This is a genomic window from Streptomyces sp. NPDC041191, assembly GCF_055591945.1.
This window is the reverse complement of record NZ_JBVIZC010000001.1, coordinates 1-23652: the sequence shown is the minus strand read 5'-3', so window position 1 is coordinate 23652 and position 23652 is coordinate 1. Positions and strand designations below refer to the sequence as shown.

The following is a 23652-nucleotide window of genomic DNA, read 5'->3' as shown; positions in this document are numbered from 1 at the left end:
TGGCTCAGTCTAGGCGGGTCAGACCCCCTTGCTGACCGAGCTCATGTGGAAGTCCGGCACCCGCAGGGCGGGCATCGCGGCCCGGGTGAACCAGTCGCTCCACTCGCGCGGCAGCGTCTTCTCCGTACGGCCCGCCTCCGAGGCCCGCGACAGCAGGTCCACCGGCGACTCGTTGAACCGGAAGTTGTTCACCTCGCCGACCACCTCGCCGTCCTCGACGAGGTAGACGCCGTCCCGGGTCAGCCCGGTGAGCAGCAGCGTCGCCGGATCGACCTCGCGGATGTACCAGAGGCAGGTCAGCAGCAGACCGCGCCCGGTGGAGGCCACCATCTCCTCCAGGGAACGCTCCCCGCCGCCGTCCAGGACCAGATTCCCCGCCCCGGGGGCCACGGGCAACCGGGTAAGTTCCGCCGAGTGCCGGGTGGTGACCAGCCGCTCCAGCTTCCCGTCCCGGATCCAGTCGACCGGCGTCAGCGGCAGACCGTTGTCGAAGACGGACGAGTCGTCGCCGGAGGAGTGCGCGATCACGAACGGCGCGGACTCCAGGCCCGGCTCGTTCGGGTCGCTGCGCAGCGTCAGCGGCAGCGGCGAGAGGGTCTCGCCGAGCCGGGTGCCGCCGCCGGGCCTGGAGAAGACCGTCCGGCCCTCCACCGCGTCCCGGGCCGCCGCGTTCCACTGCTGGTAGATCAGCAGGTCGGCCACGGCGGTCGGCGGGAGCAGCGTCTCGTACCGTCCGGCGGGCAGCTCGATCCGCCGCTCCGCCCAGCCGAGCCGGACCGCCAGGTCGGCGTCGAGCGCCGCCGGGTCCACGTCCTTGAAGTCCCGCGTCGCGCGCCCGGCCCAGGCGGAGCGCGAGAGGTCGGGGGACTTGGCGTTCAGCTCCAGGGTCCCGTTCGGCTGGTCGTGGCGGAGCCGCAGCCCCGTCGACGTGCCCAGGTAGGTGGAGGTCAACTGGTGGTGGGCGAAGCCGTACAGCTCCCGGCCGCCGGACCGGGCCCGTGCGAACGCCTCGCCGAGCGCGGGCGCGAAGTCCCCGAACACGGCGGAGGAGGTCTCGTCCGGTGCGTCCGTGAAGCCGGGGGAGGCGGGCACGCCCTCCACCAGCGGCCGCGCGTCCTCGGCGGGCCCGGCGGAACGGGCGGCCTCCTCGGCGGCCCGGACCAGGGGCTCCAGGTCGTCGACGGTCACGGCGGACCGGGAGACGACACCGGAGGCGGTCCCCTGGGCCCCGTCGACGGTCGCGATCACCGTGAGCGTGCGGCCCCGGGTGACCCCGTTCGTCGTGAGCGCGTTCCCGGCCCAGCGCAGGTTGGCCGAGGACTCCTCGTCCGCGATGACGACACATCCGTCGGCACGGGACAGCTCCAGGGCCCGCTCGACGATCTCGTACGGCTTGCTGACGCGGCTCATCGACCGGCCTCCTGCGTCGTGTTCAGGATGTTGACGCCCCGGAAGAGGGCGGAGGGGCAGCCGTGCGAGACGGCGGCGACCTGGCCCGGCTGGGCCTTGCCGCAGTTGAAGGCACCGCCCAGGACGTACGTCTGCGGGCCGCCGACCTGCTCCATCGAGCCCCAGAAGTCGGTGGTCGTCGCCTGGTACGCGACGTCCCGGAGCTGGCCGGCGAGCCGTCCGTTCTCGATGCGGAAGAAGCGCTGGCCGGTGAACTGGAAGTTGTACCGCTGCATGTCGATCGACCATGACCGGTCGCCGACCACGTAGACGCCCCGCTCCACGCCCCCGATCAGGTCCTCCGTCGACAGGCCGCCCGGGTCGGGGCGCAGCGAGACGTTCGCCATCCGCTGCACCGGCACGTGCGCGGGGGAGTCCGCGAAGGCGCAGCCGTTCGACCGGCCGAGACCGGTGAGCTTCGCGATCCGCCGGTCCGTCTGGTAGCCGACGAGCGTGCCGTTCCGCACGAGGTCCCAGGACTGCGCCTCGACGCCCTCGTCGTCGTAGCCGACGGTCGCGAGCCCGTGCTCGGCGGTCCGGTCGCCCGTCACGTTCATGACCGAGGAGCCGTATGCCAGCTTTCCCAGCTGGTCGAAGGTGGCGAAGGAGGTGCCCGCGTACGCCGCCTCGTAGCCGAGGGCCCGGTCCAGCTCGGTGGCGTGCCCGATCGACTCGTGGATGGTCAGCCACAGGTTGGACGGGTCCACGACCAGGTCGTACCGGCCCGCCTCCACGCTCGGCGCCCGCATCTTCTCGGCGAGCAGCGCCGGGATCTCGTCCAGCTCCCCGTCCCAGTCCCAGCCCGTGCCGGTCAGGTACTCCCAGCCGCGCCCGACCGGCGGCGCGATCGTCCGCATCGAGTCGAACCCGCCGGTCGCCCCGTCCACGGCCACCGCCGTGAACTGAGGATGCAGCCGCACGCGCTGCTGGGTGGTCACGGTGCCGGCCGTGTCCGCGTAGAACTTGTTCTCGTGGACGGTGAGCAGCGAGGCGTCCACGTGCGCCACGCCCTCCGCGCGCAGCAGGCGCGCGCTCCAGTCGGCGAGCAGCGCGCTCTTCTCCTCGGCGGGCACGGAGAAGGGATCGATCTCGTACGAGGAGATCCATACCTTGTCCTCGTGCACCGGCTCCGCCGCCAGCTCCACGCGCTCCTTCGAGCCGGCCGCCGCGATCACCTTCGCCGACAGCCTGGCCATGGCGACCGCCTGCGAGGCGACCCGCGCGGCCCCGTCCATGGTCATGTCCACCCCGGAGGCGAACCCCCAGGCCCCGCCGTGCACCACCCGCACCGCGTAGCCGAGGTCCGTGGTGTCCGAGGACCCGGACGGCCTGGCGTCGCGCAGCCGCCAGGAGGCGCTGCGCACCCGTTCCAGACGGAAGTCCGCGTGCTCGGCGCCCAGCGCGCGCGCCCGGGCGAGCGCCGCGTCGGCGAGCGCCCGCAGGGGCAGCGCGGTGAACGAAGGGTCGATCTGATGGACCACGAGCGGCCTCGCTCTCGGTGATCGGAAGACGGCATGGAACTGTCCGGGAAGTCAATCACGGGAGGGGCGGCCGGGGCGCCGCGTTCCGGACGGGAGCCCGGCGGGTCCCGCCCAACGGGGTTCCTGGTGAAGGGTTTTGGAAGGGGGCGGGGAGGACGCCGGAAGGGCGCCGGGGGAGCGTTGGAGGAGCGGTACAAGACGCGCCGGTTCCCCCGGGGCGGCCCACCGGTGCTCCCGCGCCGGTCCGCCCGCACCCCGGACGCGCCCCCGCCGGTGCCCCGGCCACCGGACCCCGGCCGGAGCGCACGGGCCGTCCCGCGCCTCCCGGGGACCGGACCGGACCCGTCGGACGGCCGCCCCCGGCGCTCCCGGTCTGTAGGGACCCGACAGCACGGCCCGTACGCCACTGTCGGAGGTCGATTCCTCATGTCGGGAGCGGTACCGATAGGTTTTCGGCTACCAGACCGCTATCGAAAGGGTGATCCGTTGAGCCGCTCGGTTCTCGTCACCGGAGGAAACCGGGGCATCGGCCTCGCCATCGCCCGCGCGTTCGCCGAGGCCGGCGACAGGGTCGCGTACACCTACCGTTCCGGCGAGCCGCCGGCCGTCCTGGCCGGGCTCGGCTGCCTGGCCGTGAAGTGCGACATCACCGACGGCGAGCAGGTCGAGCGGGCGTACAAGGAGATCGAGGAGAAGCACGGTCCGGTGGAGGTCCTCGTGGCCAACGCCGGCGTGACGAAGGACCAGCTCCTCATGCGCATGTCCGAGGAGGACTTCACCTCCGTCGTCGACACCAACCTCACCGGCACCTTCCGGGTCGTCAAGCGGGCCAACCGGGGAATGCTGCGCGCCAAGAAGGGCCGCGTCGTCCTCATCTCCTCGGTCGTCGGACTGCTCGGCTCCGCGGGGCAGGCCAACTACGCCGCCTCCAAGGCCGGTCTGGTCGGTTTCGCCCGCTCGCTCGCGCGCGAGCTGGGCTCCCGCAACATCACCTTCAACGTCGTCGCCCCCGGCTTCGTCGACACCGACATGACCTCGGTGCTCACCGACGAGCAGCGCGCGGGCATCGTGGCCCAGGTCCCGCTGGGCCGTTACGCGCAGCCCGAGGAGATCGCCGCCGCGGTGAGGTTCCTCGCCTCCGACGACGCCGCGTACATCACTGGAGCCGTCATCCCGGTTGACGGCGGATTGGGCATGGGTCACTGATCACCATGAGTGGAATCCTCGAGGGCAAGCGCATCCTCATCACCGGTGTGCTGATGGAGTCCTCCATCGCCTTCCACGCCGCGAAGCTGGCCCAGGAGCAGGGCGCGGAGATCATCCTCACCGCCTGGCCCCGGCCCACGCTCACCGAGCGCATCGCCAAGAAGCTCCCCCGGCCCGGGGACGTCAAGGTCCTGGAGCTCGACGTCTCCAACGACGAGCACCTCGCACGCCTGGAGGGGCAGGTCCGCGAGCACCTCGGCGACCGCCTCGACGGCGTCGTGCACTCGATCGGCTTCGCCCCGCAGGACGCGCTCGGCGGCAACTTCCTCAACACGCCGTTCGAGTCCGTCGCCACCGCCATGCACGTCTCGGCCTTCTCCCTGAAGTCCCTGACGATGGCGCTGCTGCCGCTGATGAGCGAGGGCGGCTCCGTCGTCGGCCTCACCTTCGACGCGCAGTACGCCTGGCCGCAGTACGACTGGATGGGCCCGGCCAAGGCCGCCCTGGAGGCCACCAGCCGCTACATGGCGCGTGACCTGGGCAAGCAGGACATCCGCTGCAACCTGATCTCGGCGGGCCCGCTCGGATCGATGGCCGCCAAGTCCATCCCGGGCTTTGGCGACCTCGCCGCCGTCTGGGACGACCGCTCCCCGCTGGCGTGGGACCTCACCGACCCGGAGCCGGCCGGCCGCGGCATCGTGGCGCTGCTCTCCGACTGGTTCCCGAAGACGACGGGCGAGATCATCCACGTCGACGGCGGCCTGCACGCGATCGGCGCCTGACACCCGCCCCTACGGCCGAGGGCCGTGCGCGCCGCCCCGAGGGCGGCCCGCACGGCCCTTTCCGCGTCCCGCCTCCCGGGCCCCCGGACCGCTCGACTCGAAAAGTGGCCCGAACGGCCCCAGACTGGTGCGGAGCGTGAAGGTCTGCCGCTGGCGGGGAGGAGGTACGGACATGCACGTGATGCGCCACGGAATCGGGGCGTTCGTCTCGGTCGCCGTCCTGCTGACCGGAGCCGTCGCCGAAGTGCGCGCGGCGACCGTCCCGGCCGTGGCGGCGGGGGAACCGGAGGACTTCGGCGCCTCCTGCCGCACCGACGTCGAGGGCTCCCGCGTCACCGCCCACTGCCAGAACCCGTACCCGCGGACCGACCGGGTCCGCCTCCACGTCGAGTGCGCGCGCTGGTGGGACGTGGACACCGACAGCGCCCCCGTGGACGTCGCCCCCGCCGACTACGCCCGGATCGCCGGCCGCTGCTGGAAGGAGGTCCGGTCCGCCTGGATCACGCACCAGCCGGCGGACCCGGCTCCGGTTCCTGGGACGCCCCGGGGCCCCGCCCCGGCTCCCGGTCCCGTGCCGGGCTCCTGAGGCAGAGGAAGGGGTAGCGGGCCGCCTCCGCGCCGGCGCGCTCGGCGTCGCCGTCCCGGATCGCCTCCACCAGGCGCGCGTGGTCCATGTGGTTCTCCGGCCGCAGCTCCCGCCCCACGTCGTCCCGCAGCCACTGCCGCAGCAGACCGCCCAGGTCCGCGTAGAGCTCCGTCAGGACCTCGTTGCCCGCGGCGGAGACGACCGCCTGGTGGAAGGCCGCGTCCACGGTCACGAACCGCTCCGCGTCCCCCGACTCCCACGCCTCCTCGCGCCGTGCGAGCAGGGCTTCGAGCTGTCCCAGGTCCCGCTCCGAGCGCCGCTCCGCCGCGAACCGCGCCGCCGCGGCCTCCAGGGTCGAGCGCAGCTCCGCGACGTGCCGGGGGTCGGAGCCCGTGAAGCGCCGGTGCATGACGCCCGCCAGTTCGCTGGTGGCGGCGACGTAGGTCCCGGAGCCCTGCCGGATGTCGAGCAGGCCGTTGTGCGCGAGCGCGCGGACCGCCTCGCGCACGGTGTTGCGGGCCACGCCCAGTTGCTCGACCAGTTCGGGTTCGGTCGGGATGCGCGAGCCCACCGGCCACTCGCCGGAGGTGATCTGGTTGCGCAGCTGGGTGATCACCTGGTCGGAGAGACCCGTGCGCCGGGGATGGCCGAGGGCCATGGGACACCTTCCCGTTCGTTCGAGATTGGACAACCAATCATCCCATGATTCTATGATGGAGTCATGCCTGACGAGCCCCAGCCCCTCGACCCCGCCGCGCGAACGGCCACCACGGCCCCGGCGGCCACCGTGACCGTCCGGAAGGCCGTCGGCGACCCTCCCGCCGCGGACCGCGCCACCGGCGCGGAGGACCGGGCGCACCGCCGGCTCCTCGTCCTGGTCGCCGTCGGGCTCGTCCTGGCCGCGGTCAACCTGCGCCCCGCCATCACCAGCCTCGGCGCCCTCCTCGAAGAGGTCGGCGACGGACTCCACATGAGCGGCAGCGTCGCCGGCGTCCTCACCTCCGTGCCGTCCCTCTGCTTCGCGGTCTTCGGCATCACCGCCCCGCGCCTCGCCCGCCGCTTCGGTCCCGCCACCGTCGTCTGCGCGGGCATGGCCGCGATCTTCGCCGGCCTCCTCCTGAGGCCCCTCGCCGGTGGCACCGCGGCCTTCCTCGCCGCCAGCGCCCTCGCGCTCGTGGGCATCGCCGTCAGCAACGTCCTGATGCCCGTCGTCGTCAAGCGGTACTTCCCCGACCGCGTCGGCACCATGACCGGCCTCTACTCCATGGCGCTCGCCCTCGGCACCTCCGTCGCCGCGGCCGCGACCGTCCCGCTGACCGACGCCCTCGGTGGCGACTGGCGCCTCGGACTCGGAATCTGGGCGGCGCTCGCCGCGCTCGCCGTCCTGTCCTGGCTTCCGCTCGTGCGCGACGGCCGCGCCCGCCGTGCGGGGGAGGGGACCGCGACCGGGACCGGCGCTCCCGCCGGGACGGCCGTCCCGGCCGCCTCCCCGGAGACCGCCGCCCCCGCCGCCCCGCCGCGCGTCGCCCGCAGCCGTACCGCCTGGGCCCTCGGCGTCTTCTTCGGCCTCCAGGCCACCGGCGCCTACGTCACCATGGGCTGGATGCCGCAGATCTTCCGTGATGCGGGCGTCCCCGCCTCCACCGCCGGCGTGCTCCTCGCCGTCACCATGGTGATGGGCGTCCCGCTGGCCTTCGTCATCCCCCGGCTCGCGACCCGCATGAGGAACCAGGGTCCGATCGTCGTCGTCCTCGGCCTGTGCGGCCTCGGCGGCTACACCGGCCTCCTGCTCGCCCCGGCCGCCGGGGCCTGGGCCTGGGCGCTGCTGCTCGGCGTCTCCAACTGCGCCTTCCCGCTCGCCCTCACCATGATCGGCATGCGCTCGCGCACCGGCGCCGGTGTCGCCCGCCTCTCGGCCTTCGCCCAGAGCGTCGGCTACCTCATCTCCATCCCCGGCCCCCTCCTGGTCGGCGTGCTCTACCAGCACAGCGGCGGCTGGGGACTGCCCATCGCCCTCGTGGGCGGACTGATGGTGCCGCAGATGATCGTCGGCACCCTGGCGGGCAGGGACCGGACGGTCGAGGACGAGTGCTGAACGGGTCCGGACGGCGGGGAGCGCCCGCCGGGCGGGGCCGGGCCGCCGGGGCGGACACCGGAGTGCGAGACTGTTCCCATGCCAGTCCTCGAACCCGATCCCCAGAACGGGCAGAAGAAGCTGCTCGTCGTCCTCGGCGCGATGCTCGCCATCACGGTCGTCATCGCCGTCATCGCGTCGGTCGCCTCCCCGTGACGTGACCCCCGGCGTCGCACGCCGGGCGGGTCCGGCCTCCCGCACCGGCCCGGCGCCGGGCCGGAACCGGGGCAGGGCCGGAACCGGAACCGGGACAGGACCAGGACGGGCAACAGCTCCGGTCCGGCCCCCGGAGGGGGGACAGCCCCCGTATCCCCTAGGGGGCGGGTGTCAGGGTCGAGTGGGTGGATCACCGGATGGGCCGCGGCCCCCGCGCTCCGTACCGTGGAGATCACGGCGGAAGCGAGATCACACCCCTGGAGGCGGCCATGCCGACCCGTACGCGCAGCGGCACCCGGACCACGACGGTCGGCATCGACACCCGCCTGCCCTGGTGGGCCCTGGCCCTTCCGGCGGCCGCGTTCGTCGCCCTGCTGCTGCTCGTGACCGGACCGGGAGGGACCGGCGCGACCGCGAGCGACGCGACGGTCGGCCGGCTCCTGGAGAGCATCCGGCACACGCTCTTCCTCTGAGCCGACGCGCCCCTTTTCGTGCGAAGCTGTGGACCATGAGCGTCGACACACCCCGCAGGATCGTGCTGCTCCGGCACGCGAAGGCAGACTGGCCCCAGGTGTCCGACCACGAGCGGCCCCTCGCCGAACGAGGCCGCTCGGACGCCCCCGTCGCGGGCCGCAGACTCGCCGAGTCCGGCATCGGCTTCGACCTGGCCCTCTGCTCGACCGCCGTCAGAACCCGGGAGACCTGGAAGCTCGCCGTGCAGGAACTGCCGGAGCGCCCCAGGACCGTGTACGAGGACCGGCTGTACGAGGCGTCGCTCGGCGAGCTCATCGCCCTGCTCAACGACGTCCCGGAAGACGTCTCCGACCTCCTGGTCATCGGCCACAACCCCGGCATGCACGCCCTCGCCGACGCCCTGGCGGGCACGGCCGAGGGCGACACCGCGACCCGGATGAACCGCAGCGGCTTCCCCACCTCCGCCTTCGCCGTCATCGCCTTCGACGGCTCCTGGAAGTCGGTGGAGCACGGCGTGGGCCGTCTCGTCGAGTTCTGGACCCCGCACGACTGACGGGGCCCGCCTCCGCACGACCCGACGGATCCCCGCCCGCCCCGCACGCACGGGGTCCGGCCGTCCCGGGACGGCCGGACCCCCATCGCCGGACCGTACGGCGTACGGCCCGGCCACCCGGTCCGGTCGCGCGACCGGATCCGCACGGTCCGCGCCGGTGCGGCTCAGTGCAGCAGGTCCTCACCGCCGTCTGCCGCCTCGACCTCTTCGCGCGTGATCCCGAGCAGGTAGAGGACGGTGTCCAGGAACGGCACGTTCACCGCCGTGTCGGCCGCCCTGCGGACCACCGGCTTGGCGTTGAACGCCACCCCGAGCCCGGCCGCGTTCAGCATGTCCAGGTCGTTCGCCCCGTCGCCGACGGCCACGGTCTGCGCCAGCGGCACTCCCGCCTCCGCGGCGAACCGGCGCAGCAGCCGCGCCTTGCCCGCCCGGTCCACGACCTCACCGGTCACCCGGCCGGTGAGCCTGCCGTCCACGATCTCCAGGGTGTTGGCGGAGGCGAAGTCGAGGCCGAGCCGCTCCTTCAAGTCGTCGGTGACCTGCGTGAACCCGCCGGAGACGACCCCCACCTGGTAGCCGAGCCGCTTGAGCGTACGGATCAGGGTGCGGGCCCCCGGCGTCAGCCGCACCTCGGCGCGGACCTTGTCCACCACCGAGGCGTCGAGACCGGCGAGCAGCGCCACCCGCGCGTGCAGGGACTGCTCGAAGTCCAGCTCGCCGCGCATCGCGGCCTCCGTCACCTCGGCGACCTTGTCCTCGCAGCCCGCGTGCGCCGCGAAGAGCTCGATCACCTCGTCCTGGATCAGGGTGGAGTCGACGTCCATGACGACGAGCCGCTGGGCCCGCCGGTGCAGCCCGGCGGAGACCACGGCCACGTCGACCCCGATGGTGTGCGCCTCGGTGGCGAGCGCGGTCCGCAGCGCCTCGGTCCCGCACCCCGAGACGGCGAACTCGACCGCCGTCACCGGGTACTTCGCGAGGCGGAAGACGCGGTCGATGTTGCCGCCGGTCTCCGCGATCCTGGCCGCTATGGCGGCGGTCTGCTCGGCGGTGAGCGGGTTGCCGAGCACGGTGACGTGGGAGCGGCCCTCGCCCCGGGGACGGTTGTCGCCCGTGCCCGAGATGATCTCGGCCTGGAGCTTCATCGACTCGGCCCAGCTGTGCACGGTGGCCCGGAGCTCGCCCTGCGGCACGACGGTCGGCTCGGTGACGAGCGCGCACAGGACGAGGCGGCCGCGGGAGACCACCTGCTCGATGTCCACGACGTCGACGGAGTAGGCGGCGAGGGTGTCGAAGAGTCCCGCGGTGATCCCGGGACGGTCCTTCCCGAAGATCTTGACGAGAAGGGTGGGAACGTCTGAGGTCTGCGATGCGCTCATGGTGCTTCCACCGTATCGGGCGCCGCCCGCCGCCCGGCCCCCCGTCCCGCGTACCGGACAGCCGGACGGCCGCGGGTCCTCCGGGCCGGCCGGCCGCGGCGGTCGCGGGCGGTTTCCGCCCGGTGTTCACGCGGCCCGACTTTCGGAGAGGGGACCGGGCCTGAAATAGTTCCCCCGGATGTTCACCATCCCCAGACTCCCTGCGACGGGGGTACACCGGGGGACAAGTAGTGGGGCGTGGAGTGCCAGAACTCGTACTGGAATTGAATGGAAGGACCTGGACCCTCGACCCGTCCAGGTCGTACACCCTGGGGCGTGATCCCCAGGGCGACCTGGTCATCGACGACGCCAGGGTCTCGTGGCGTCACGCCACGATCAGCTGGGACGGCCGGAGCTGGGTCATCGAGGACCACGGCTCCACCAACGGCACGTTCGTCCGGGGGCAGCGGATCCACCACCTGGAGATCGGCCCCGGCTCGGCCGTCCACCTGGGCAACGCGACCGACGGTCCCCGGCTGGACCTCACCGCCGGGGACCGGGGCGCGCAGGCCGGCCAGGCGGGTCACCGGCCCCCGGAGCACCACCAGCCGCCGGTGGCCCAGCCCGTCCCCGGCCACCCGGCCGCGGAGCAGGCCGAGTGGGCCGCGCACCGGCAGCAGCCGCAGCAGGCACAGCCGCAGTACCAGCCGCCGCAGCAGCACCAGCCGGCGCAGCCGTACCAGCAGCACCAGCCGGCGCCGCAGCCCGTGAACCCGCAGGTCCCGCACCAGCAGCAGGGTCCCGGAAACGGTCACCCCGGCGTCGCCGCGGGGGCGTCGTCGGCCTACGCCGACCGCAGCCCCACCACGTTCCACCAGCTGGCCCTCGGCCACGTCATGCGCATCGGCCGTGCCCTGGAGAACGAGCTGGTCGTCTCCGACCTCCAGGTCTCGCGGCACCACGCCGAGTTCCACGCGACGCCCGACGGCCGCTTCGAGATCCGCGACCTCGGCTCGCACAACGGCACGTACGTCAACGGCCAGCCGATCCCCAAGGGCGGCACCGCCCTCCTGGGCCCGCAGGACATCGTCGGCGTCGGCCACTCGACCTTCCGGATCGTCGGCGGCCAGCTGGAAGAGTTCGTCGACACCGGTTCGGTCTCCTTCTCGGCCCGCCACCTCACGGTCACCGTCGACGGCGGCAAGCAGATCCTCAAGGACGTCACCTTCGGCGTACCGGAGAAGTCGCTGATCGGCGTCATCGGCCCGTCCGGTTCCGGGAAGTCCACGCTCCTCAAGGCGCTGACCGGCTACCGCCCGGCCAACGAGGGCGACGTCCTCTACGACAACCGCAGCCTCTACAAGCAGTTCGCCGAGCTGCGCCAGCGCATCGGCCTGGTCCCGCAGGACGACATCCTGCACAAGGAGCTGACCGTTCAGAAGGCGCTCCGCTACGCGGCCAAGCTCCGCTTCCCCGGCGACACCGCCACCGCCGAGCGCGAGGCCCGCATCGACGAGGTGCTGCGCGAGCTCAAGCTGGACATCCACAAGGAGAAGAAGGTCACCTCCCTCTCCGGCGGCCAGCGCAAGCGCGTCTCCGTCGCCCTGGAGCTCCTCACCAAGCCCTCGCTGATCTTCCTGGACGAGCCGACCTCCGGCCTCGACCCGGGCATGGACCGCGACGTCATGCAGCTCCTGCGCGGCCTCGCGGACGACGGCCGCACGGTTCTCGTCGTCACCCACTCGGTGGCCGAGCTGGGCCTGTGCGACAAGCTGCTCGTCATGGCGCCCGGCGGTTCGGTGGCGTACTTCGGGCCGCCGGAGGAGGCGCTGAACTTCTTCGGCTACTCCACGTGGGCCGACGTCTTCTCCGCCTTCGAGAACTACCGCGACTACGACTGGGCGGGCCGCTGGAAGGGCTCGCAGCACTACCAGATGTACGCCGCGGACATCGACGCCGTCGCCGCCCAGCCCGTCCAGGTGCCGCAGCAGGCGATGGCCCGCCCGCCCAAGCCGCAGGGCTGGGGATCCCAGCTGTGGACCCTGATCCGCCGCTACGTCTCGGTCATCGCCTCCGACAAGGGCTTCATGGGCCTGATGGTGATCCTGCCCGCCGTCCTCGGCGCGGTCTCGGTCGTCATCCCGGCGGACTTCGGCCTCGGCTCGCCGACGCCGCCGTCCCGCTTCAACGGGGACGCCGGAACGATCATGCTGATCCTCGCGGTCGGCATGTGCTTCAGCGGCGCCGCCAACTCGGTCCGCGAACTGATCAAGGAACGGGTCATCTACGAGCGGGAGCGCGCCACCGGCCTGTCCCGCTCGGCCTACCTGATGTCCAAGGTCATCGTCCTCGGCCTGATCACGGCCTTCCAGGGCCTGATCATCTGCGGCATCGGCTTCTCCACCCGGGCGCTGCCCGCGGAGGGCCTCTTCATGCCGCCCGCCGTCGAGCTGTGCGTCCAGGTCATCGCCCTGGGCCTCACCTCGATGATGTTCGGCCTGGTCATCTCCGCGCTCGTGAAGACCGCGGAGAAGACCATGCCGCTCCTGGTGATGTTCGCGATCGTCCAGGTCGTCTTCACCGGCATCCTGTTCCAGGTGTACGGCTCGCCCGGCCTGGAGCAGTTCGCCTGGCTGATGCCCTCGCGCTGGGGCATCGCCGGCGCGGGCACCACCCTCGACCTGGGGCGCCTCATGCCGCCGTGGGACCCGAAGAACCCGACGGACACCGACCCCCTGTGGGAGCACACGGCCGGCCAGTGGGGCATGGACCTCGGCGTCCAGCTCCTGATGGCCGCCGTCTGCTGCGTCTTCGTGGCGCGGCTGCTGCGCCGCCACGAGCCCGAGGTCATGCGCAAGTAGGCGACCGGGGGACCGGCACGCCGGAGGGCGGCACCCCGCACGGGGTGCCGCCCTCCGGCGCACCGGGGCGCGAACGCGATCAGTACGCGCTGTTGACGTTGTCCATCGAGCCGTAGCGGTGGGCGGCGTAGTTGCAGGCCGCGACGATGTTGGCGACCGGGTCGTACAGGTCGAACTTGGTGCCCTTGACGTGGTACCGCGCGAAGGTCGGCTGGATGACCTGGAGCAGACCCTTCGAGGGGATGCCGTTGATGGCGTTGATGTCCCAGTTGTTGATGGCCCGGGGGTTGCCGCTGGACTCCCGCATGATGTTGCGGTGGATGCCCGAGTAGGTGCCCGGGATGTTGTGCTTGTCCATGATGAACAGCGCCTCGCGGATCCAGCCGTCGAGGTTGTTCGCGAAGACCGGGGTGCGGGTGGCGGAACGGCTCGCGGCCGCCTTCGCCGCGGCGCGCTTCTTCGCGGCGGCCTTCGCCGCAGCCGCCTTGGCCCTGGCGGTGGCCTGGGCCTTGGCGACGGCCCGGGCCTTGGCGGCCTTGGCCTCGGCGGCGGCCTTCGCCTGCGCGGCGAGGTTCGCCTTCGCCCGCGCCTCCTGCTGGGCCTTCAGACCGATGGTGGTCTGCTGCTCGTTGAGGCTGGCGGCCAGGGCCTTGGCCTGGGGGCTGTGGGCGTCGTAGGACCACGCGACCCGCTGCGTGCCGGAGAGGGCCTGGGGCTCGGTCTCGGTGGAGCCGTTGCCGGGGACCAGGGAGAGCGTGATGGCCGCGGCGCCCAGGGCGGCGACGCCGGCGATCGTGGCCTTGTGGGTCTTCTTCAGGGCACGACGACTGTGATCAGGGGTGTTCGCAGACATGCAGGACTACCTCTTCGAATCGCAGGGGGTCGCTCGGCCGGGGCGGCACTGCGCCTCACTGGGCGGCGACGGATGCAATTCTTAGCGGCGGCAAAATCCCTTGGCAAAGGTGTGACGTACGAAGCCGGGTAGTGGATCAGGGGGTCGGGTATGGCTGCCGGGGCAGGTGTGATGACCCGTTTTCTCCGTCCTTATCCGTCCTTGAGGTCACCACTAGGGAGCTTCGTAAGTGACGTGCGTCCTATGTGCCGCCTCACAGGCGGGGGGCATCGACCTCACCCCGGGTTGCTGGAGCAACGCATACGGTGAGGCGCCTTCCCGGTGGAGGAGGACGGGCGACCCCGGGGCCCGTCCGCCGTGCGGACGGCGCTGCCTCCCGGACACGGCCTAGGACCGGAGTCCCGTCCCGGCCTCGCCCCCGGACGGATACGGACCGTCACGCCCCGCCGGTACGGTGAGGGCATGAGCCATCGACCGAGCTCCGGCCTGGCCGCCGTGAGCACCGCCCTCCTGGCGATGAGCCGCCACCTGGAGGTGCGCGACGTCCTCAAGACGATCGTGGCCTCCGCCCGTGAGCTGCTCGACGCCGAGTACGCGGCCCTGGGCGTCCCCGACGACCACGGCGGTTTCGCCCAGTTCGTGGTCGACGGCGTCAGCGACGAGCAGTGGCGGGCGATCGGCCCGCTGCCCCGCCAGCACGGCATCCTCGCCTCGATGCTCCACAAGGCCGAACCCGAGCGGCTCGCCGACGTCCGCGAGGACCCCCGCTTCGGGGGGTGGCCCGACGCCCACCCCGAGATGTCCGACTTCCTCGGCCTGCCCGTCCGGGACGGCGACGAGATCCTCGGCGCCCTCTTCCTCGCCAACAAGCGCTGCCCCCGGGAAGAGGGCGGCTGCGGCTTCACCGCCGAGGACGAGGAACTGCTCTCGATCCTCGCCCAGCACGCCGCCATCGCCCTCACCAACGCGCGCCTGTACGAGCGCAGCCGCGAGCTCACCATCGCCGAGGAGCGCTCCCGCCTGGCCCACGAGCTGCACGACGCCGTCAGCCAGAAGCTCTTCTCGCTCCGGCTCACCGCCCAGGCCGCCGCGGCCCTGGTGGACCGGGACCCGGTCCGCGCCAAGGGCGAGCTCCAGCAGGTCGCCGCGCTCGCCGCCGAGGCCGCCGACGAGCTGCGCGCCGCCGTGGTCGAGCTGCGCCCCGCCGCCCTGGACGAGGACGGCCTCGTCCACACCCTCCGTACCCAGATCCAGGTCCTGGACCGCGCCCACTCCGCCCGGGTCACCTTCGAGAGCTCCGGCACCCGCGCCCTGCCGGCCGCCCAGGAGGAAGCCGTCCTCCGGGTCGCCCAGGAGGCCCTGCACAACGCCCTGCGGCACGCGGACGCCCGCCTGGTCGGCGTCACCCTCGCCCGCAGCGGCCAGGGCGCGCGGCTCACCGTCACCGACGACGGCAGGGGCTTCGACCCGCGCGCGGTCCGCAGCGCCGGCCGCCACCTCGGCCTGGTCTCCATGCGGGACCGGGCGGGCGGCGTCGGCGGACGGCTCACCGTGACCTCGGCCCCGGGCGAGGGCACCACGATCGAGATGGAGGTCCCCGGTGGCTGAGAAGCCGATCCGTGTCCTGCTGGTGGACGACCACCAGGTCGTCCGGCGCGGTCTGCGCACCTTCCTGGAGGTGCAGGACGACATAGAGGTCGTGGGGGAGGCGTCCGACGGCGACGAGGGCGTCGCCCGCGCCGAGGAGCTGCGCCCCGACGTGGTCCTCATGGACGTGAGGATGCCCGGCACGGACGGGATCGAGGCCCTGAAGCGGCTCCGCGAGCTGGCCAACCCCGCCAGGGTCCTGATCGTCACCAGCTTCACCGAGCAGCGCACGGTCGTCCCCGCCCTCCGCGCCGGCGCCTCCGGATACGTCTACAAGGACATCGACCCCGACGCCCTGGCCGGCGCCATCCGCTCCGTCCACGCCGGGCACGTCCTCCTTCAGCCCGAGGTCGCCGGCGCGCTCCTCTCCCAGGACGACTCCCCCGGTGGTACGGGGCGCGGCCCCTCCCTCACGGAACGCGAGCGCGAGGTCCTCGGCCTGATCGCCGACGGACGGTCCAACCGCGAGATCGCCCGCGCCCTCGTCCTCTCCGAGAAGACGGTCAAGACCCACGTCTCGAACATCCTCATGAAGCTCGACCTCGCGGACCGGACCCAGGCGGCCCTCTGGGCGGTCCGTCACGGCCTCACCCGCTGACGCGCGCCGCCTCCCTCCGGTGGCCCCGGGGCAGGCCCGCACCCCGTACCCCGCGCCCGTCCCCGGCACCACGGCCGCCTCGCCCGGCCGGGCGCGCCCGTACGACGGTCATACCTGTGCGACGGTCGTACCCGCGCGCCGAGCACGCCCGGCGCCGGGCCTTCAGAACCCCCGCTCCCGCTCCCTCTCCTCCACGTACGCGTTGTACGCGGCGACCCGCGCCCGCCGGGCCACCCGCTCCACCGGCCGCAGCGCCTCCCCCCGCGCCGCCATCTCCGAAGCGCTGACCGCGCCCCCGTGGCCGTGGCCGTGCGCCAGGTCCACCAGGAGGCCGACCCGGCGCGCCAGCTCCAGGACCCGCACCGCGCGCTGCGGATAGCCCGGCGCCAGGACCTCGCCCCCCGTCTCCGTCCGCGCCCGGTACGCCTCCCGCGCCGCGTCCGCCACCGGTCCCGAGGCCGCCACGTCGAGCCGGGTCAGCACCGCCGTCGCGTCCCGCAGCGCCTCCGCGAGCTCCCGTTCCGCCTCACCGAGCGACGGTACGTCCGCGGGCGGCGCCTCCCGCACCGCCAGACAGCGCCAGACCACCTCCACGCGCACGTCACCGGCCGGCCCCGCCTCCGAGACCTCCGGCACCAGGCCGTAGGGCGCGCCGAAGCCCACCGCCGCCTCCTCCGCCTCCAGCGCGCGGGCGTTGAACTCCGGCGGTCCGCTCAGCCCCAGCGGATGGCCCGGCGCCGGCAGCGCCACCCGCCACCCGGTCACCCCCAGCCGCCGCAGCCGGCCGAGCGCCAGCGTCAGCCCCACCGGCCCCGTCTCACCCGGCAGCCCCTCCACGCGGTGCACCGCGTCCTCCCCGACAATGGCGAGCGCCGCCTCGTCCGGCGACACCGTCCCGGCCAGCAGGGCATTGCCCCAGGCGGCCAGGCGTCCTGAGCGTGGTTCCGAAAGCATCCCCCCAGATTAAGGACCCGAAGGAAGCCCTAGGGACCGGCCCGCTCCGCCGATAACGTAGGTTTTCCCCTGGACGCCGCGCCCACCGGCGCAAGGCGACGACACTCGACCGCAAGGGGAGACAACGCGCTCATGAGCGATGTACTGGAGCTGGTGGACGTATCCGTGGTCCGCGACGGACGGGCTCTGGTGGACGAGGTCTCCTGGTCGGTCAAGGAGGGCGAGCGCTGGGTGATCCTCGGGCCCAACGGCGCCGGCAAGACCACCCTCCTGAACGTCGCCTCCAGCTATCTCTTCCCCACCAAGGGCACCGCCCGCGTCCTGGGCGAACGGCTCGGCGGCGTCGGCACCGACGTCTTCGACCTCCGTCCCCGCATCGGCATGGCCGGCATCGCCATGGCCGAGAAGCTCCCCAAGCGCCAGACCGTCCTCCAGACCGTCCTCACCGCCGCGTACGGCATGACCGCCACCTGGAACGAGGACTACGACCCGGTCGACGAGGCGCGCGCCAAGGCGTTCCTCGACCGCCTCGGCATGAACGACTACCTGGACCGGAAGTTCGGGACGCTCTCCGAGGGCGAGCGCAAGCGCACCCTCATCGCCCGCGCGATGATGACCGACCCCGAGCTGCTCCTCCTGGACGAGCCCGCCGCCGGCCTCGACCTCGGCGGCCGCGAGGACCTGGTCCGCCGCCTCGGCCGCCTCGCCCGCGACCCGTACGCCCCCTCGATGATCATGGTCACCCACCACGTCGAGGAGATCGCCCCGGGCTTCACCCACGTCCTGATGATCCGTCAGGGAAAGGTGCTCGCCGCCGGTCCCGTCGAGACCGAACTCACCTCCCGCAACCTCTCGCTCTGCTTCGGCCTCCCGCTCGTGGTCGAGCGCGTCGGCGACCGCTGGACCGCGCACGGCCTGCCCCTGAAGTGACCCGGCCGGGCGCCGTGACCGCACGGCACCGCGCCCGCCCCGGGGTTTCCCGCCGCCCCGCGCCCTGTCCCGGGAGGACCCGCCGCCCTACCATGGCCCTGTGGATTTCGACGCGTGGGTCTGGTGGCTGATCGGCGCGGTGGGACTCGGCATTCCGCTGGTCCTCACCGCCATGCCGGAGTTCGGCATGTTCTCCGTGGGAGCGGTCGCGGGGGCGGTGACCGCCGCCCTCGGCTTCGGCGTCGTTCCCCAGGTGCTCGTCTTCGTCGTCGTCTCGGTGGCGCTCGTCGCGGTGGTGCGCCCGATCGCCGCCCGGCACCGAGGTGACGCCCCCGGGCTCTCCAGCGGGATCGACGCCCTGAAAGGGCGTCAGGCCGTCGTCCTGGAACGGGTCGACGGTGCCGGAGGGGGCCGCATCAAGCTCGCCGGGGAGATCTGGTCCGCCCGCGCGCTCGACGCCGGACAGACCTTCGAGCCGGGCGAACAGGTCGACGTGGTCGAGATCGACGGGGCGACCGCCGTGGTCATGTGACCGAACCCCGCCCATGACGTTCCGACGTCTGCGAGACTCGATCATCGAAAGCAACCCGGCAGTCAACCGGCAGCGAAGGGCACGGGGAACACGATGTCAGCAGTCATCATCGTCCTGATCATTCTGGTGGTGCTCGTCTTCATCGCCCTGATCAAGACGATCCAGGTCATCCCGCAGGCGAGCGCGGCGATCGTGGAGCGCTTCGGCCGCTACACGCGCACGCTCAACGCGGGACTGAACATCGTCGTCCCGTTCATCGACTCGATCCGCAACCGGATCGACCTCCGCGAACAGGTCGTCCCGTTCCCCCCGCAGCCGGTGATCACCCAGGACAACCTGGTCGTCAACATCGACACGGTCATCTACTACCAGGTCACCGACGCCCGGGCCGCGACCTACGAGGTCGCCAGCTACATCCAGGCGATCGAGCAGCTCACCGTCACCACCCTCCGCAACATCATCGGCGGCATGGACCTGGAGCGGACCCTCACCTCCCGCGAGGAGATCAACGCGGCCCTGCGCGGCGTCCTGGACGAGGCCACCGGCAAGTGGGGCATCCGCGTCAACCGCGTCGAACTCAAGGCGATCGAGCCGCCGACCTCCATCCAGGACTCGATGGAGAAGCAGATGCGCGCCGAACGCGACAAGCGCGCCGCGATCCTCACCGCCGAGGGAACCCGCCAGTCCGCGATCCTCACGGCCGAGGGCGAGAAGCAGTCGCAGATCCTCCGCGCCGAGGGCGACGCCAAGGCCGCCGCCCTGCGCGCCGAGGGCGAGGCCCAGGCCGTGCGCACGGTCTTCGAGGCCATCCACGCCGGCGACCCCGACCAGAAGCTCCTCTCGTACCAGTACCTCCAGATGCTCCCCAAGATCGCCGAGGGCGACGCCAACAAGCTCTGGATCGTCCCCAGCGAGATCGGCGACGCCCTCAAGGGCCTCTCCGGCGCCTTCGGCAACATCGGCGGCGGCGCCCCCGGCTTCAACACCAGGTCCGGCGGTACCGAACGGCGAGACGAACCCCCGGTCGACTGACACGTACACGTAACTCTCGTGCATGATCGGTACGAGCCCCTCGACCCCGGTGGCACCGGAGCGGGGAGGCGACTCACCGACCCTGTAAGGAGAGGGCGTTGTCCATCTGGGAAGCCCTGGCGGTCTTCGCCGCCGGCATCGGCGCCGGCACCATCAACACGATCGTGGGATCGGGAACGCTGATCACGTTCCCGGTCCTCCTCGCGACCGGACTGCCGCCGATCACCGCGAACGTCTCCAACGCCCTCGGCCTCGTCCCCGGCTCCGTCAGCGGAGCCATCGGCTACCGCAGGGAACTCAAGGGTCAGAAGAAGCGCGTCCTCCGCCTCGGCGCCGCCGCCCTCCTCGGCGGTCTCCTCGGCGCGGTCCTGCTCCTCGCCCTCCCGTCCGACGCCTTCGACGCGATCGTCCCCGTCCTCATCGGGCTCGCGCTGATCCTGGTCCTGGTGCAGCCCCGCATCGCGGCGGCCGTGAAGCGCCGGCGCGAACGGACCGGCACCGAGGGCCACCCGGACGGCGGCCCCGCCCTCCTCACCGGCCTCTTCCTCGCCAGCGCGTACGGCGGCTACTTCGGCGCCGCGCAGGGCGTGCTCTACCTCTCCCTCATGGGCCTGCTGCTCCACGACGACATCCAGCGGATCAACGCCGTCAAGAACATCCTCGGAGCGCTCGTCAACGGCGTCGCCGCCGTCTTCTTCCTCTTCGTCGCCGAGTTCGACTGGACGGCGGTCCTGCTCATCGCGGTCGGCTCCACCATCGGCGGCCAGCTCGGTGCCAAGGTCGGCCGCAGACTGTCGCCCACCGTCCTGCGGGGCGTGATCATCGCCGTCGGCGTCGTCGCGATCCTCCAGCTGACCCTCAAGTAGCGGCGCGTACGGCGGGACGCGGCGAGGGGCCCGTCGCCCCCCGGGGGGAGACGGGCCCCTCGCCCATCGGCCGGATCCGCGGGTACGTGCCGGATCCGCGGTACGCGTCTACGCGGCCGAGGCCGCCAGCCACTCCGGCAGCGAGGACCGCTCGCTCGCCCGCATCGCGAGCAGCATCGCGTCGGCCGGAGTCGGCTCGAACGGCTGGTGCAGCAGTGGCATTCCCGCCTGCTCCGGGGTCCGGTCGGCCTTGCGGTGGTTGTCCTCGGCGCAGGAGGCCACGGTGTTCAGCCAGGTGTCCTTGCCGCCCTGGGCCCTCGGCACGACGTGGTCCACCGTCGTCGCCCGCCTCCCGCAGTACGCGCACCGGTGCTGGTCCCGGACCAGGACCCCCCGCCTCGACCACGGCGCCTGTCTTCGGAAGGGCACCCGGACGTACCGGCAGAGTCTGATCACCCGGGGCACCGGCAGATCGACGGCGGCACCGCGCACCCGCAGCTCGGGATGGGCCTGCTCGACGACGGCCTTGGCCTGCAGCACGAGCACCACCGCACGGTTGAGCGTGATCGTCGAAAGCGGTTCGAAGCTCGCGTTGAGTACCAGCGTGTCCCGCATGTTGCCCACCTCCCGTATGCCGGCCCACTCCCCGGCGGGCTTGGAACAACGATGGCCGGGCCGGCCGGGTCGGACAACGCAATTTCTCGCGAAACAAAAGGTGCCCGCTTCTGATCTCTCCAAGACCAGAAGCGGGCAAACAACAAACGAACGATCAGCCCTCCGCGGGAGCGGCGTACTCACCGATCAACTGCGCGCGGCCCAGCGTGTGGAACCGCAGGTTGAACCCGACGGCCGCCGGCGAGGCGTCGGCGTCCGGCCCGAGCTTCTCGCTGTCCACCGCGTACACCGTGAACACGTAGCGGTGCGCCGGGTCCCCGGCCGGGGGAGCCGCGCCGCCGAACTCCTTCGCGCCGTAGTCGTTCCGCGCGTGCACGGCCCCGGTCGGCAGCCCCTCGAACGAACCCGACCCGGCACCGGCCGGCAGCTCCGTCACCGACGCCGGGATGTCGAACAGCACCCAGTGCCAGAACCCGCTGCCCGTCGGGGCGTCCGGGTCGAAGCAGGTGACGGCGAAGCTCCTGGTCTCCGCCGGGAACCCCTCCCACCGCAGCTGCGGGGAGGTGTTCCCCTCCGCGTACACCTGCGCGTCCTTCAGTACTCCGCTCGGCGTGACATCGTCGCTCACCACGGTGAACGCCGCCACCGGCGGATGGAAGTCGTGGGGGAGCGGCGCCCTCTTGCCCTCGGACACGTCGAAACCCTCCGTATCGCCCGTCGCCGCCCGGCAGCCCTGCCGCGGCGGCCTTACGGACGCGAGCCTAGAGCCAGTTGCGACGGCCGCCGACCTCGGCGAGCCACTGGTTCAGGTAAGCCGCCCAATCGGTGGTGTGGAAGTCGTGCAGCCCCACCGTGAAGGACCGGAAGGAGTCGCTGCCCTCGGTGAAGAGGCCCGGCTTCTTGTCCATCTCCAGGACGACGTCCATCTCGCGGTCGTCGGCGACGAAGCTGACCTCGACCTGGTTCAGTCCGCGGTACTGCTGCGGCGCGAAGAACTCGATCTCCTGGTAGAAGGGCAGCCTCTGCCGCGTCCCCCGGATGTGCCCGCGCTCCATGTCCGCGCTCTTGAACCGGAAGCCCAGCTGGAGGAAGGCGTCCAGGATCGCCTGCTGCGCCGGCAGCGGGTGCACGTTGATCGGGTCCAGGTCACCGGAGTCCACGGCGCGCGCGATCTCCAGCTCCGTCGTCACACCGATGTGCATGCCGCGCAGCTGCTGGCCGGAGACGGCGGTGACCGGCGTCTCCCACGGGATGTCCAGACCGAACGGCACCACGTGCACCGCGCCGGCCTTCACCTCGAAGGCCCCGCCCAGACGCACCTTCACGAACTCGATGTCCTGCTTGTGCTCCTGGTCGCCGCCCTCGACCTCCACCCGCGCCTGGAGCCCGACGGAGAGCCCCTCGATCCGCTGGTCGACGCTGCCGCCCTGAATGCGCACCTCGCCCTGGACGACCCCGCCGGGGACCACGTTCTCCTCGGTGAGCACCGTCTCCACCGTGGCCCCGCCGGCACCCAGGCTCGCGAGCAGCTTCTTGAATCCCATGGTCTTCACTCCTTCTCGGTCCTGACCCCTACATACGCGCGACGACCGTAGCCGGTTCCCCGCCGCACCCCGTTACGCTCGGACGGCATGAACGAAAGCCCCGACCGTACGCCGCTCCCGCGCTCCTTCTTCGACCGCCCCGTCCTGGAGGTCGCCCCCGACCTCCTGGGCCGCACCCTGGTCCGCACCACGGAGGAGGGACGGATCGAACTGCGCCTCACGGAGGTGGAGGCGTACGCCGGGGAGATCGACCCGGGCTCGCACGCCTTCCGGGGTCGGACGCCGCGCAACGCCGTCATGTTCGGCCCGCCCGGACACGTGTACGTCTACTTCACCTACGGCATGTGGCACTGCCTCAACCTGGTGTGCGGCCCCGAGGGCAGCGCGAGCGGGGTCCTGCTGCGCGCGGGGGAGATCGTGAGCGGCGCCGAGCAGGCCCGCCCCCGCCGCCGCTCGGCCCGCAACGACAACGAGCTGGCCAAGGGTCCGGCACGCCTGGCCACCGCCCTCGACATCGCCCTCACCCTGAACGGAGAGGACGCCTGCGCCGGCCCGGACGCCCCGCTCACCGTCCTCACCGGCACCCCGCCGACCCCGGACCGCGTCCTCGCCGGCCCCCGCACGGGCGTCGGCGGCGACGGCGCTCCCCACCCCTGGCGCTTCTGGATCGACGGGGACCCGACGGTCAGCCCGTACCGCGCCCACACGCCCCGCAAGAGGCGCCTTGACTCGCGCCGTCCCGGTGCGTAATGTAGTCCGAGCCGTTGGAGACGGGTCCGCTTGTTCAAGCACCCCGAGACGGCCACCCACTACTCAAGACGAATCCCCGGCTGGGGCGTATTTCGGCATGCCGAAATTCGTTTCGAATGGCTCGATTATGAGTCGCCGGAGAAATCGGCTAACGTAGTGAACACGCCGGAAGGGCCCGGAGCGAAAGCGAACGGGGCCGGAAAGCACCGGGGAAATCGGATCGGAAAGATCTGATAGAGTCGGAAACGCAAGACCGAAGGGAAAAGCCCGGAGGAAAGCCCGACGAGGGTG

The 23652-nt window shown here is 72.2% G+C and carries 24 protein-coding genes; 15 read left to right on the top strand and 9 right to left on the bottom strand.

Going from position 1 to position 23652, the window contains the following annotated elements; all coding sequences use genetic code 11:
- Positions 1-18: 18 nt before the first annotated feature.
- Together ACZ6AQ_RS00120 and ACZ6AQ_RS00115 are read right to left on the bottom strand one after the other, a co-directional pair.
- Complete coding sequence (locus ACZ6AQ_RS00120; protein WP_468756298.1) at positions 19-1410, bottom strand: metallopeptidase TldD-related protein; 1392 nt, start codon at positions 1408-1410, stop codon at positions 19-21.
- A complete protein-coding gene (locus ACZ6AQ_RS00115; protein WP_468756297.1) occupies positions 1407-2930 on the bottom strand; it encodes a TldD/PmbA family protein in 1524 nt (507 codons plus the stop codon). The genes ACZ6AQ_RS00120 and ACZ6AQ_RS00115 overlap by 4 nt, the downstream gene beginning before the upstream one ends.
- Positions 2931-3416: 486 nt before the next feature.
- On the opposite strand from ACZ6AQ_RS00115, the gene fabG reads away from it, so the two are divergent.
- From fabG to ACZ6AQ_RS00100, 3 genes are all read left to right on the top strand, one after another.
- Positions 3417-4136, top strand: a complete 720-nt coding sequence (fabG, locus tag ACZ6AQ_RS00110; protein ID WP_468756296.1) for a 3-oxoacyl-[acyl-carrier-protein] reductase — start codon at positions 3417-3419, stop codon at positions 4134-4136.
- Positions 4137-4141: 5 nt separating this feature from the next.
- Positions 4142-4918 (top strand): enoyl-ACP reductase FabI, encoded by a 777-nt coding sequence (gene fabI / locus ACZ6AQ_RS00105; protein ID WP_468756295.1) that lies wholly within the window; start codon positions 4142-4144, stop codon positions 4916-4918.
- A 172-nt stretch (positions 4919-5090) separates the two neighbouring features.
- On the top strand, positions 5091-5504 hold the full coding sequence (locus ACZ6AQ_RS00100; RefSeq protein ID WP_468756294.1) for a hypothetical protein: 414 nt from the start codon (positions 5091-5093) through the stop codon (positions 5502-5504).
- Here the strand turns inward: ACZ6AQ_RS00100 and ACZ6AQ_RS00095 are convergent.
- The gene (locus tag ACZ6AQ_RS00095; RefSeq protein WP_468756293.1) at positions 5419-6162 is read right to left on the bottom strand and encodes a FadR/GntR family transcriptional regulator; all 744 of its coding nucleotides are present in this window, start codon (positions 6160-6162) and stop codon (positions 5419-5421) included. The two genes, ACZ6AQ_RS00100 and ACZ6AQ_RS00095, sit on opposite strands and share 86 nt — an antisense overlap.
- Before the next feature lie 63 nt (positions 6163-6225).
- Between ACZ6AQ_RS00095 and ACZ6AQ_RS00090 the strand changes: the two genes are divergently transcribed.
- The 4 genes from ACZ6AQ_RS00090 (at position 6226) to ACZ6AQ_RS00075 (ending at position 8821) form a co-directional block, all read left to right on the top strand.
- Entirely contained in the window at positions 6226-7599 is a 1374-nt protein-coding gene (locus ACZ6AQ_RS00090; protein WP_468756292.1) for a CynX/NimT family MFS transporter, read from the top strand.
- 78 nt (positions 7600-7677) lie between these two features.
- Positions 7678-7794, top strand: a complete 117-nt coding sequence (locus ACZ6AQ_RS00085; RefSeq protein WP_388700081.1) for an SGM_5486 family transporter-associated protein — start codon at positions 7678-7680, stop codon at positions 7792-7794.
- A gap of 269 nt (positions 7795-8063) precedes the next feature.
- Positions 8064-8267, top strand: coding sequence for a hypothetical protein (locus ACZ6AQ_RS00080; RefSeq protein WP_468756291.1), 204 nt, complete (start codon positions 8064-8066; stop codon positions 8265-8267).
- A gap of 35 nt (positions 8268-8302) precedes the next feature.
- Entirely contained in the window at positions 8303-8821 is a 519-nt protein-coding gene (locus ACZ6AQ_RS00075; RefSeq protein ID WP_468756290.1) for a SixA phosphatase family protein, read from the top strand.
- A gap of 164 nt (positions 8822-8985) precedes the next feature.
- Here ACZ6AQ_RS00075 and serB read toward each other — a convergent pair whose 3' ends face one another.
- On the bottom strand, positions 8986-10200 hold the full coding sequence (gene serB / locus ACZ6AQ_RS00070) for a phosphoserine phosphatase SerB (protein WP_468756289.1): 1215 nt from the start codon (positions 10198-10200) through the stop codon (positions 8986-8988).
- Positions 10201-10430: 230 nt separating this feature from the next.
- On the opposite strand from serB, the gene ACZ6AQ_RS00065 reads away from it, so the two are divergent.
- Entirely contained in the window at positions 10431-13040 is a 2610-nt protein-coding gene (locus ACZ6AQ_RS00065) for an FHA domain-containing protein (RefSeq protein WP_468756288.1), read from the top strand.
- Positions 13041-13119: 79 nt separating this feature from the next.
- Here ACZ6AQ_RS00065 and ACZ6AQ_RS00060 read toward each other — a convergent pair whose 3' ends face one another.
- Positions 13120-13893, bottom strand: coding sequence for a transglycosylase SLT domain-containing protein (locus ACZ6AQ_RS00060; protein WP_468756286.1), 774 nt, complete (start codon positions 13891-13893; stop codon positions 13120-13122).
- A 462-nt stretch (positions 13894-14355) separates the two neighbouring features.
- On the opposite strand from ACZ6AQ_RS00060, the gene ACZ6AQ_RS00055 reads away from it, so the two are divergent.
- Positions 14356-15501 carry a GAF domain-containing sensor histidine kinase gene (locus tag ACZ6AQ_RS00055; protein ID WP_388700093.1) on the top strand — a complete coding sequence of 382 codons (1146 nt, stop codon included), beginning with the start codon at positions 14356-14358 and terminating at the stop codon, positions 15499-15501.
- Positions 15494-16138 carry a response regulator gene (locus ACZ6AQ_RS00050; RefSeq protein WP_468756285.1) on the top strand — a complete coding sequence of 215 codons (645 nt, stop codon included), beginning with the start codon at positions 15494-15496 and terminating at the stop codon, positions 16136-16138. The genes ACZ6AQ_RS00055 and ACZ6AQ_RS00050 overlap by 8 nt, the downstream gene beginning before the upstream one ends.
- Before the next feature lie 162 nt (positions 16139-16300).
- On the opposite strand, the gene ACZ6AQ_RS00045 is transcribed toward ACZ6AQ_RS00050, so the two are convergent.
- Positions 16301-17092: a hypothetical protein gene (locus ACZ6AQ_RS00045; RefSeq protein ID WP_468756284.1), complete on the bottom strand. Its 792-nt coding sequence runs from the start codon at positions 17090-17092 to the stop codon at positions 16301-16303.
- Positions 17093-17224: 132 nt separating this feature from the next.
- Between ACZ6AQ_RS00045 and ACZ6AQ_RS00040 the strand changes: the two genes are divergently transcribed.
- The 4 genes from ACZ6AQ_RS00040 (at position 17225) to ACZ6AQ_RS00025 (ending at position 20452) form a co-directional block, all read left to right on the top strand.
- Positions 17225-18022, top strand: a complete 798-nt coding sequence (locus ACZ6AQ_RS00040; protein ID WP_388700101.1) for an ABC transporter ATP-binding protein — start codon at positions 17225-17227, stop codon at positions 18020-18022.
- Positions 18023-18122: 100 nt separating this feature from the next.
- A complete protein-coding gene (locus ACZ6AQ_RS00035; protein WP_468756283.1) occupies positions 18123-18554 on the top strand; it encodes an NfeD family protein in 432 nt (143 codons plus the stop codon).
- A 93-nt stretch (positions 18555-18647) separates the two neighbouring features.
- On the top strand, positions 18648-19586 hold the full coding sequence (locus tag ACZ6AQ_RS00030; protein ID WP_388700105.1) for an SPFH domain-containing protein: 939 nt from the start codon (positions 18648-18650) through the stop codon (positions 19584-19586).
- 98 nt (positions 19587-19684) lie between these two features.
- A complete protein-coding gene (locus tag ACZ6AQ_RS00025) occupies positions 19685-20452 on the top strand; it encodes a sulfite exporter TauE/SafE family protein (protein ID WP_468756281.1) in 768 nt (255 codons plus the stop codon).
- A 108-nt stretch (positions 20453-20560) separates the two neighbouring features.
- Here ACZ6AQ_RS00025 and ACZ6AQ_RS00020 read toward each other — a convergent pair whose 3' ends face one another.
- The 3 genes from ACZ6AQ_RS00020 to ACZ6AQ_RS00010 all read right to left on the bottom strand — a co-directional run bounded on the left by ACZ6AQ_RS00020 (position 20561) and on the right by ACZ6AQ_RS00010 (position 22611).
- Positions 20561-21067 carry an HNH endonuclease gene (locus tag ACZ6AQ_RS00020; protein WP_388700111.1) on the bottom strand — a complete coding sequence of 169 codons (507 nt, stop codon included), beginning with the start codon at positions 21065-21067 and terminating at the stop codon, positions 20561-20563.
- 154 nt (positions 21068-21221) lie between these two features.
- Positions 21222-21761: a YbhB/YbcL family Raf kinase inhibitor-like protein gene (locus ACZ6AQ_RS00015; RefSeq protein ID WP_468756279.1), complete on the bottom strand. Its 540-nt coding sequence runs from the start codon at positions 21759-21761 to the stop codon at positions 21222-21224.
- A 67-nt stretch (positions 21762-21828) separates the two neighbouring features.
- Positions 21829-22611 carry a sporulation protein gene (locus tag ACZ6AQ_RS00010; RefSeq protein ID WP_468756278.1) on the bottom strand — a complete coding sequence of 261 codons (783 nt, stop codon included), beginning with the start codon at positions 22609-22611 and terminating at the stop codon, positions 21829-21831.
- Positions 22612-22698: 87 nt separating this feature from the next.
- Between ACZ6AQ_RS00010 and ACZ6AQ_RS00005 the strand changes: the two genes are divergently transcribed.
- A complete protein-coding gene (locus ACZ6AQ_RS00005) occupies positions 22699-23361 on the top strand; it encodes a DNA-3-methyladenine glycosylase (RefSeq protein WP_468756277.1) in 663 nt (220 codons plus the stop codon).
- Positions 23362-23652: the final 291 nt, after the last annotated feature.

What these genes read in the sequence shown, in the direction of transcription:
- ACZ6AQ_RS00120 (WP_468756298.1), bottom strand. Translation starts at nt 1,410, where the DNA reads ATGAGCCGCGTCAGCAAGCCGTACGAGATCGTCGAGCGGGCCCTGGAG.
- fabI (WP_468756295.1), top strand. Translation starts at nt 4,142, where the DNA reads ATGAGTGGAATCCTCGAGGGCAAGCGCATCCTCATCACCGGTGTGCTG.
- ACZ6AQ_RS00100 (WP_468756294.1), top strand. Translation starts at nt 5,091, where the DNA reads ATGCACGTGATGCGCCACGGAATCGGGGCGTTCGTCTCGGTCGCCGTC.
- ACZ6AQ_RS00095 (WP_468756293.1), bottom strand. Translation starts at nt 6,162, where the DNA reads ATGGCCCTCGGCCATCCCCGGCGCACGGGTCTCTCCGACCAGGTGATC.
- ACZ6AQ_RS00090 (WP_468756292.1), top strand. Translation starts at nt 6,226, where the DNA reads ATGCCTGACGAGCCCCAGCCCCTCGACCCCGCCGCGCGAACGGCCACC.
- ACZ6AQ_RS00085 (WP_388700081.1), top strand. Translation starts at nt 7,678, where the DNA reads ATGCCAGTCCTCGAACCCGATCCCCAGAACGGGCAGAAGAAGCTGCTC.
- ACZ6AQ_RS00080 (WP_468756291.1), top strand. Translation starts at nt 8,064, where the DNA reads ATGCCGACCCGTACGCGCAGCGGCACCCGGACCACGACGGTCGGCATC.
- ACZ6AQ_RS00075 (WP_468756290.1), top strand. Translation starts at nt 8,303, where the DNA reads ATGAGCGTCGACACACCCCGCAGGATCGTGCTGCTCCGGCACGCGAAG.
- serB (WP_468756289.1), bottom strand. Translation starts at nt 10,200, where the DNA reads ATGAGCGCATCGCAGACCTCAGACGTTCCCACCCTTCTCGTCAAGATC.
- ACZ6AQ_RS00060 (WP_468756286.1), bottom strand. Translation starts at nt 13,893, where the DNA reads ATGTCTGCGAACACCCCTGATCACAGTCGTCGTGCCCTGAAGAAGACC.
- ACZ6AQ_RS00055 (WP_388700093.1), top strand. Translation starts at nt 14,356, where the DNA reads ATGAGCCATCGACCGAGCTCCGGCCTGGCCGCCGTGAGCACCGCCCTC.
- ACZ6AQ_RS00045 (WP_468756284.1), bottom strand. Translation starts at nt 17,092, where the DNA reads ATGCTTTCGGAACCACGCTCAGGACGCCTGGCCGCCTGGGGCAATGCC.
- ACZ6AQ_RS00040 (WP_388700101.1), top strand. Translation starts at nt 17,225, where the DNA reads ATGAGCGATGTACTGGAGCTGGTGGACGTATCCGTGGTCCGCGACGGA.
- ACZ6AQ_RS00030 (WP_388700105.1), top strand. Translation starts at nt 18,648, where the DNA reads ATGTCAGCAGTCATCATCGTCCTGATCATTCTGGTGGTGCTCGTCTTC.
- ACZ6AQ_RS00020 (WP_388700111.1), bottom strand. Translation starts at nt 21,067, where the DNA reads ATGCGGGACACGCTGGTACTCAACGCGAGCTTCGAACCGCTTTCGACG.
- ACZ6AQ_RS00010 (WP_468756278.1), bottom strand. Translation starts at nt 22,611, where the DNA reads ATGGGATTCAAGAAGCTGCTCGCGAGCCTGGGTGCCGGCGGGGCCACG.
- ACZ6AQ_RS00005 (WP_468756277.1), top strand. Translation starts at nt 22,699, where the DNA reads ATGAACGAAAGCCCCGACCGTACGCCGCTCCCGCGCTCCTTCTTCGAC.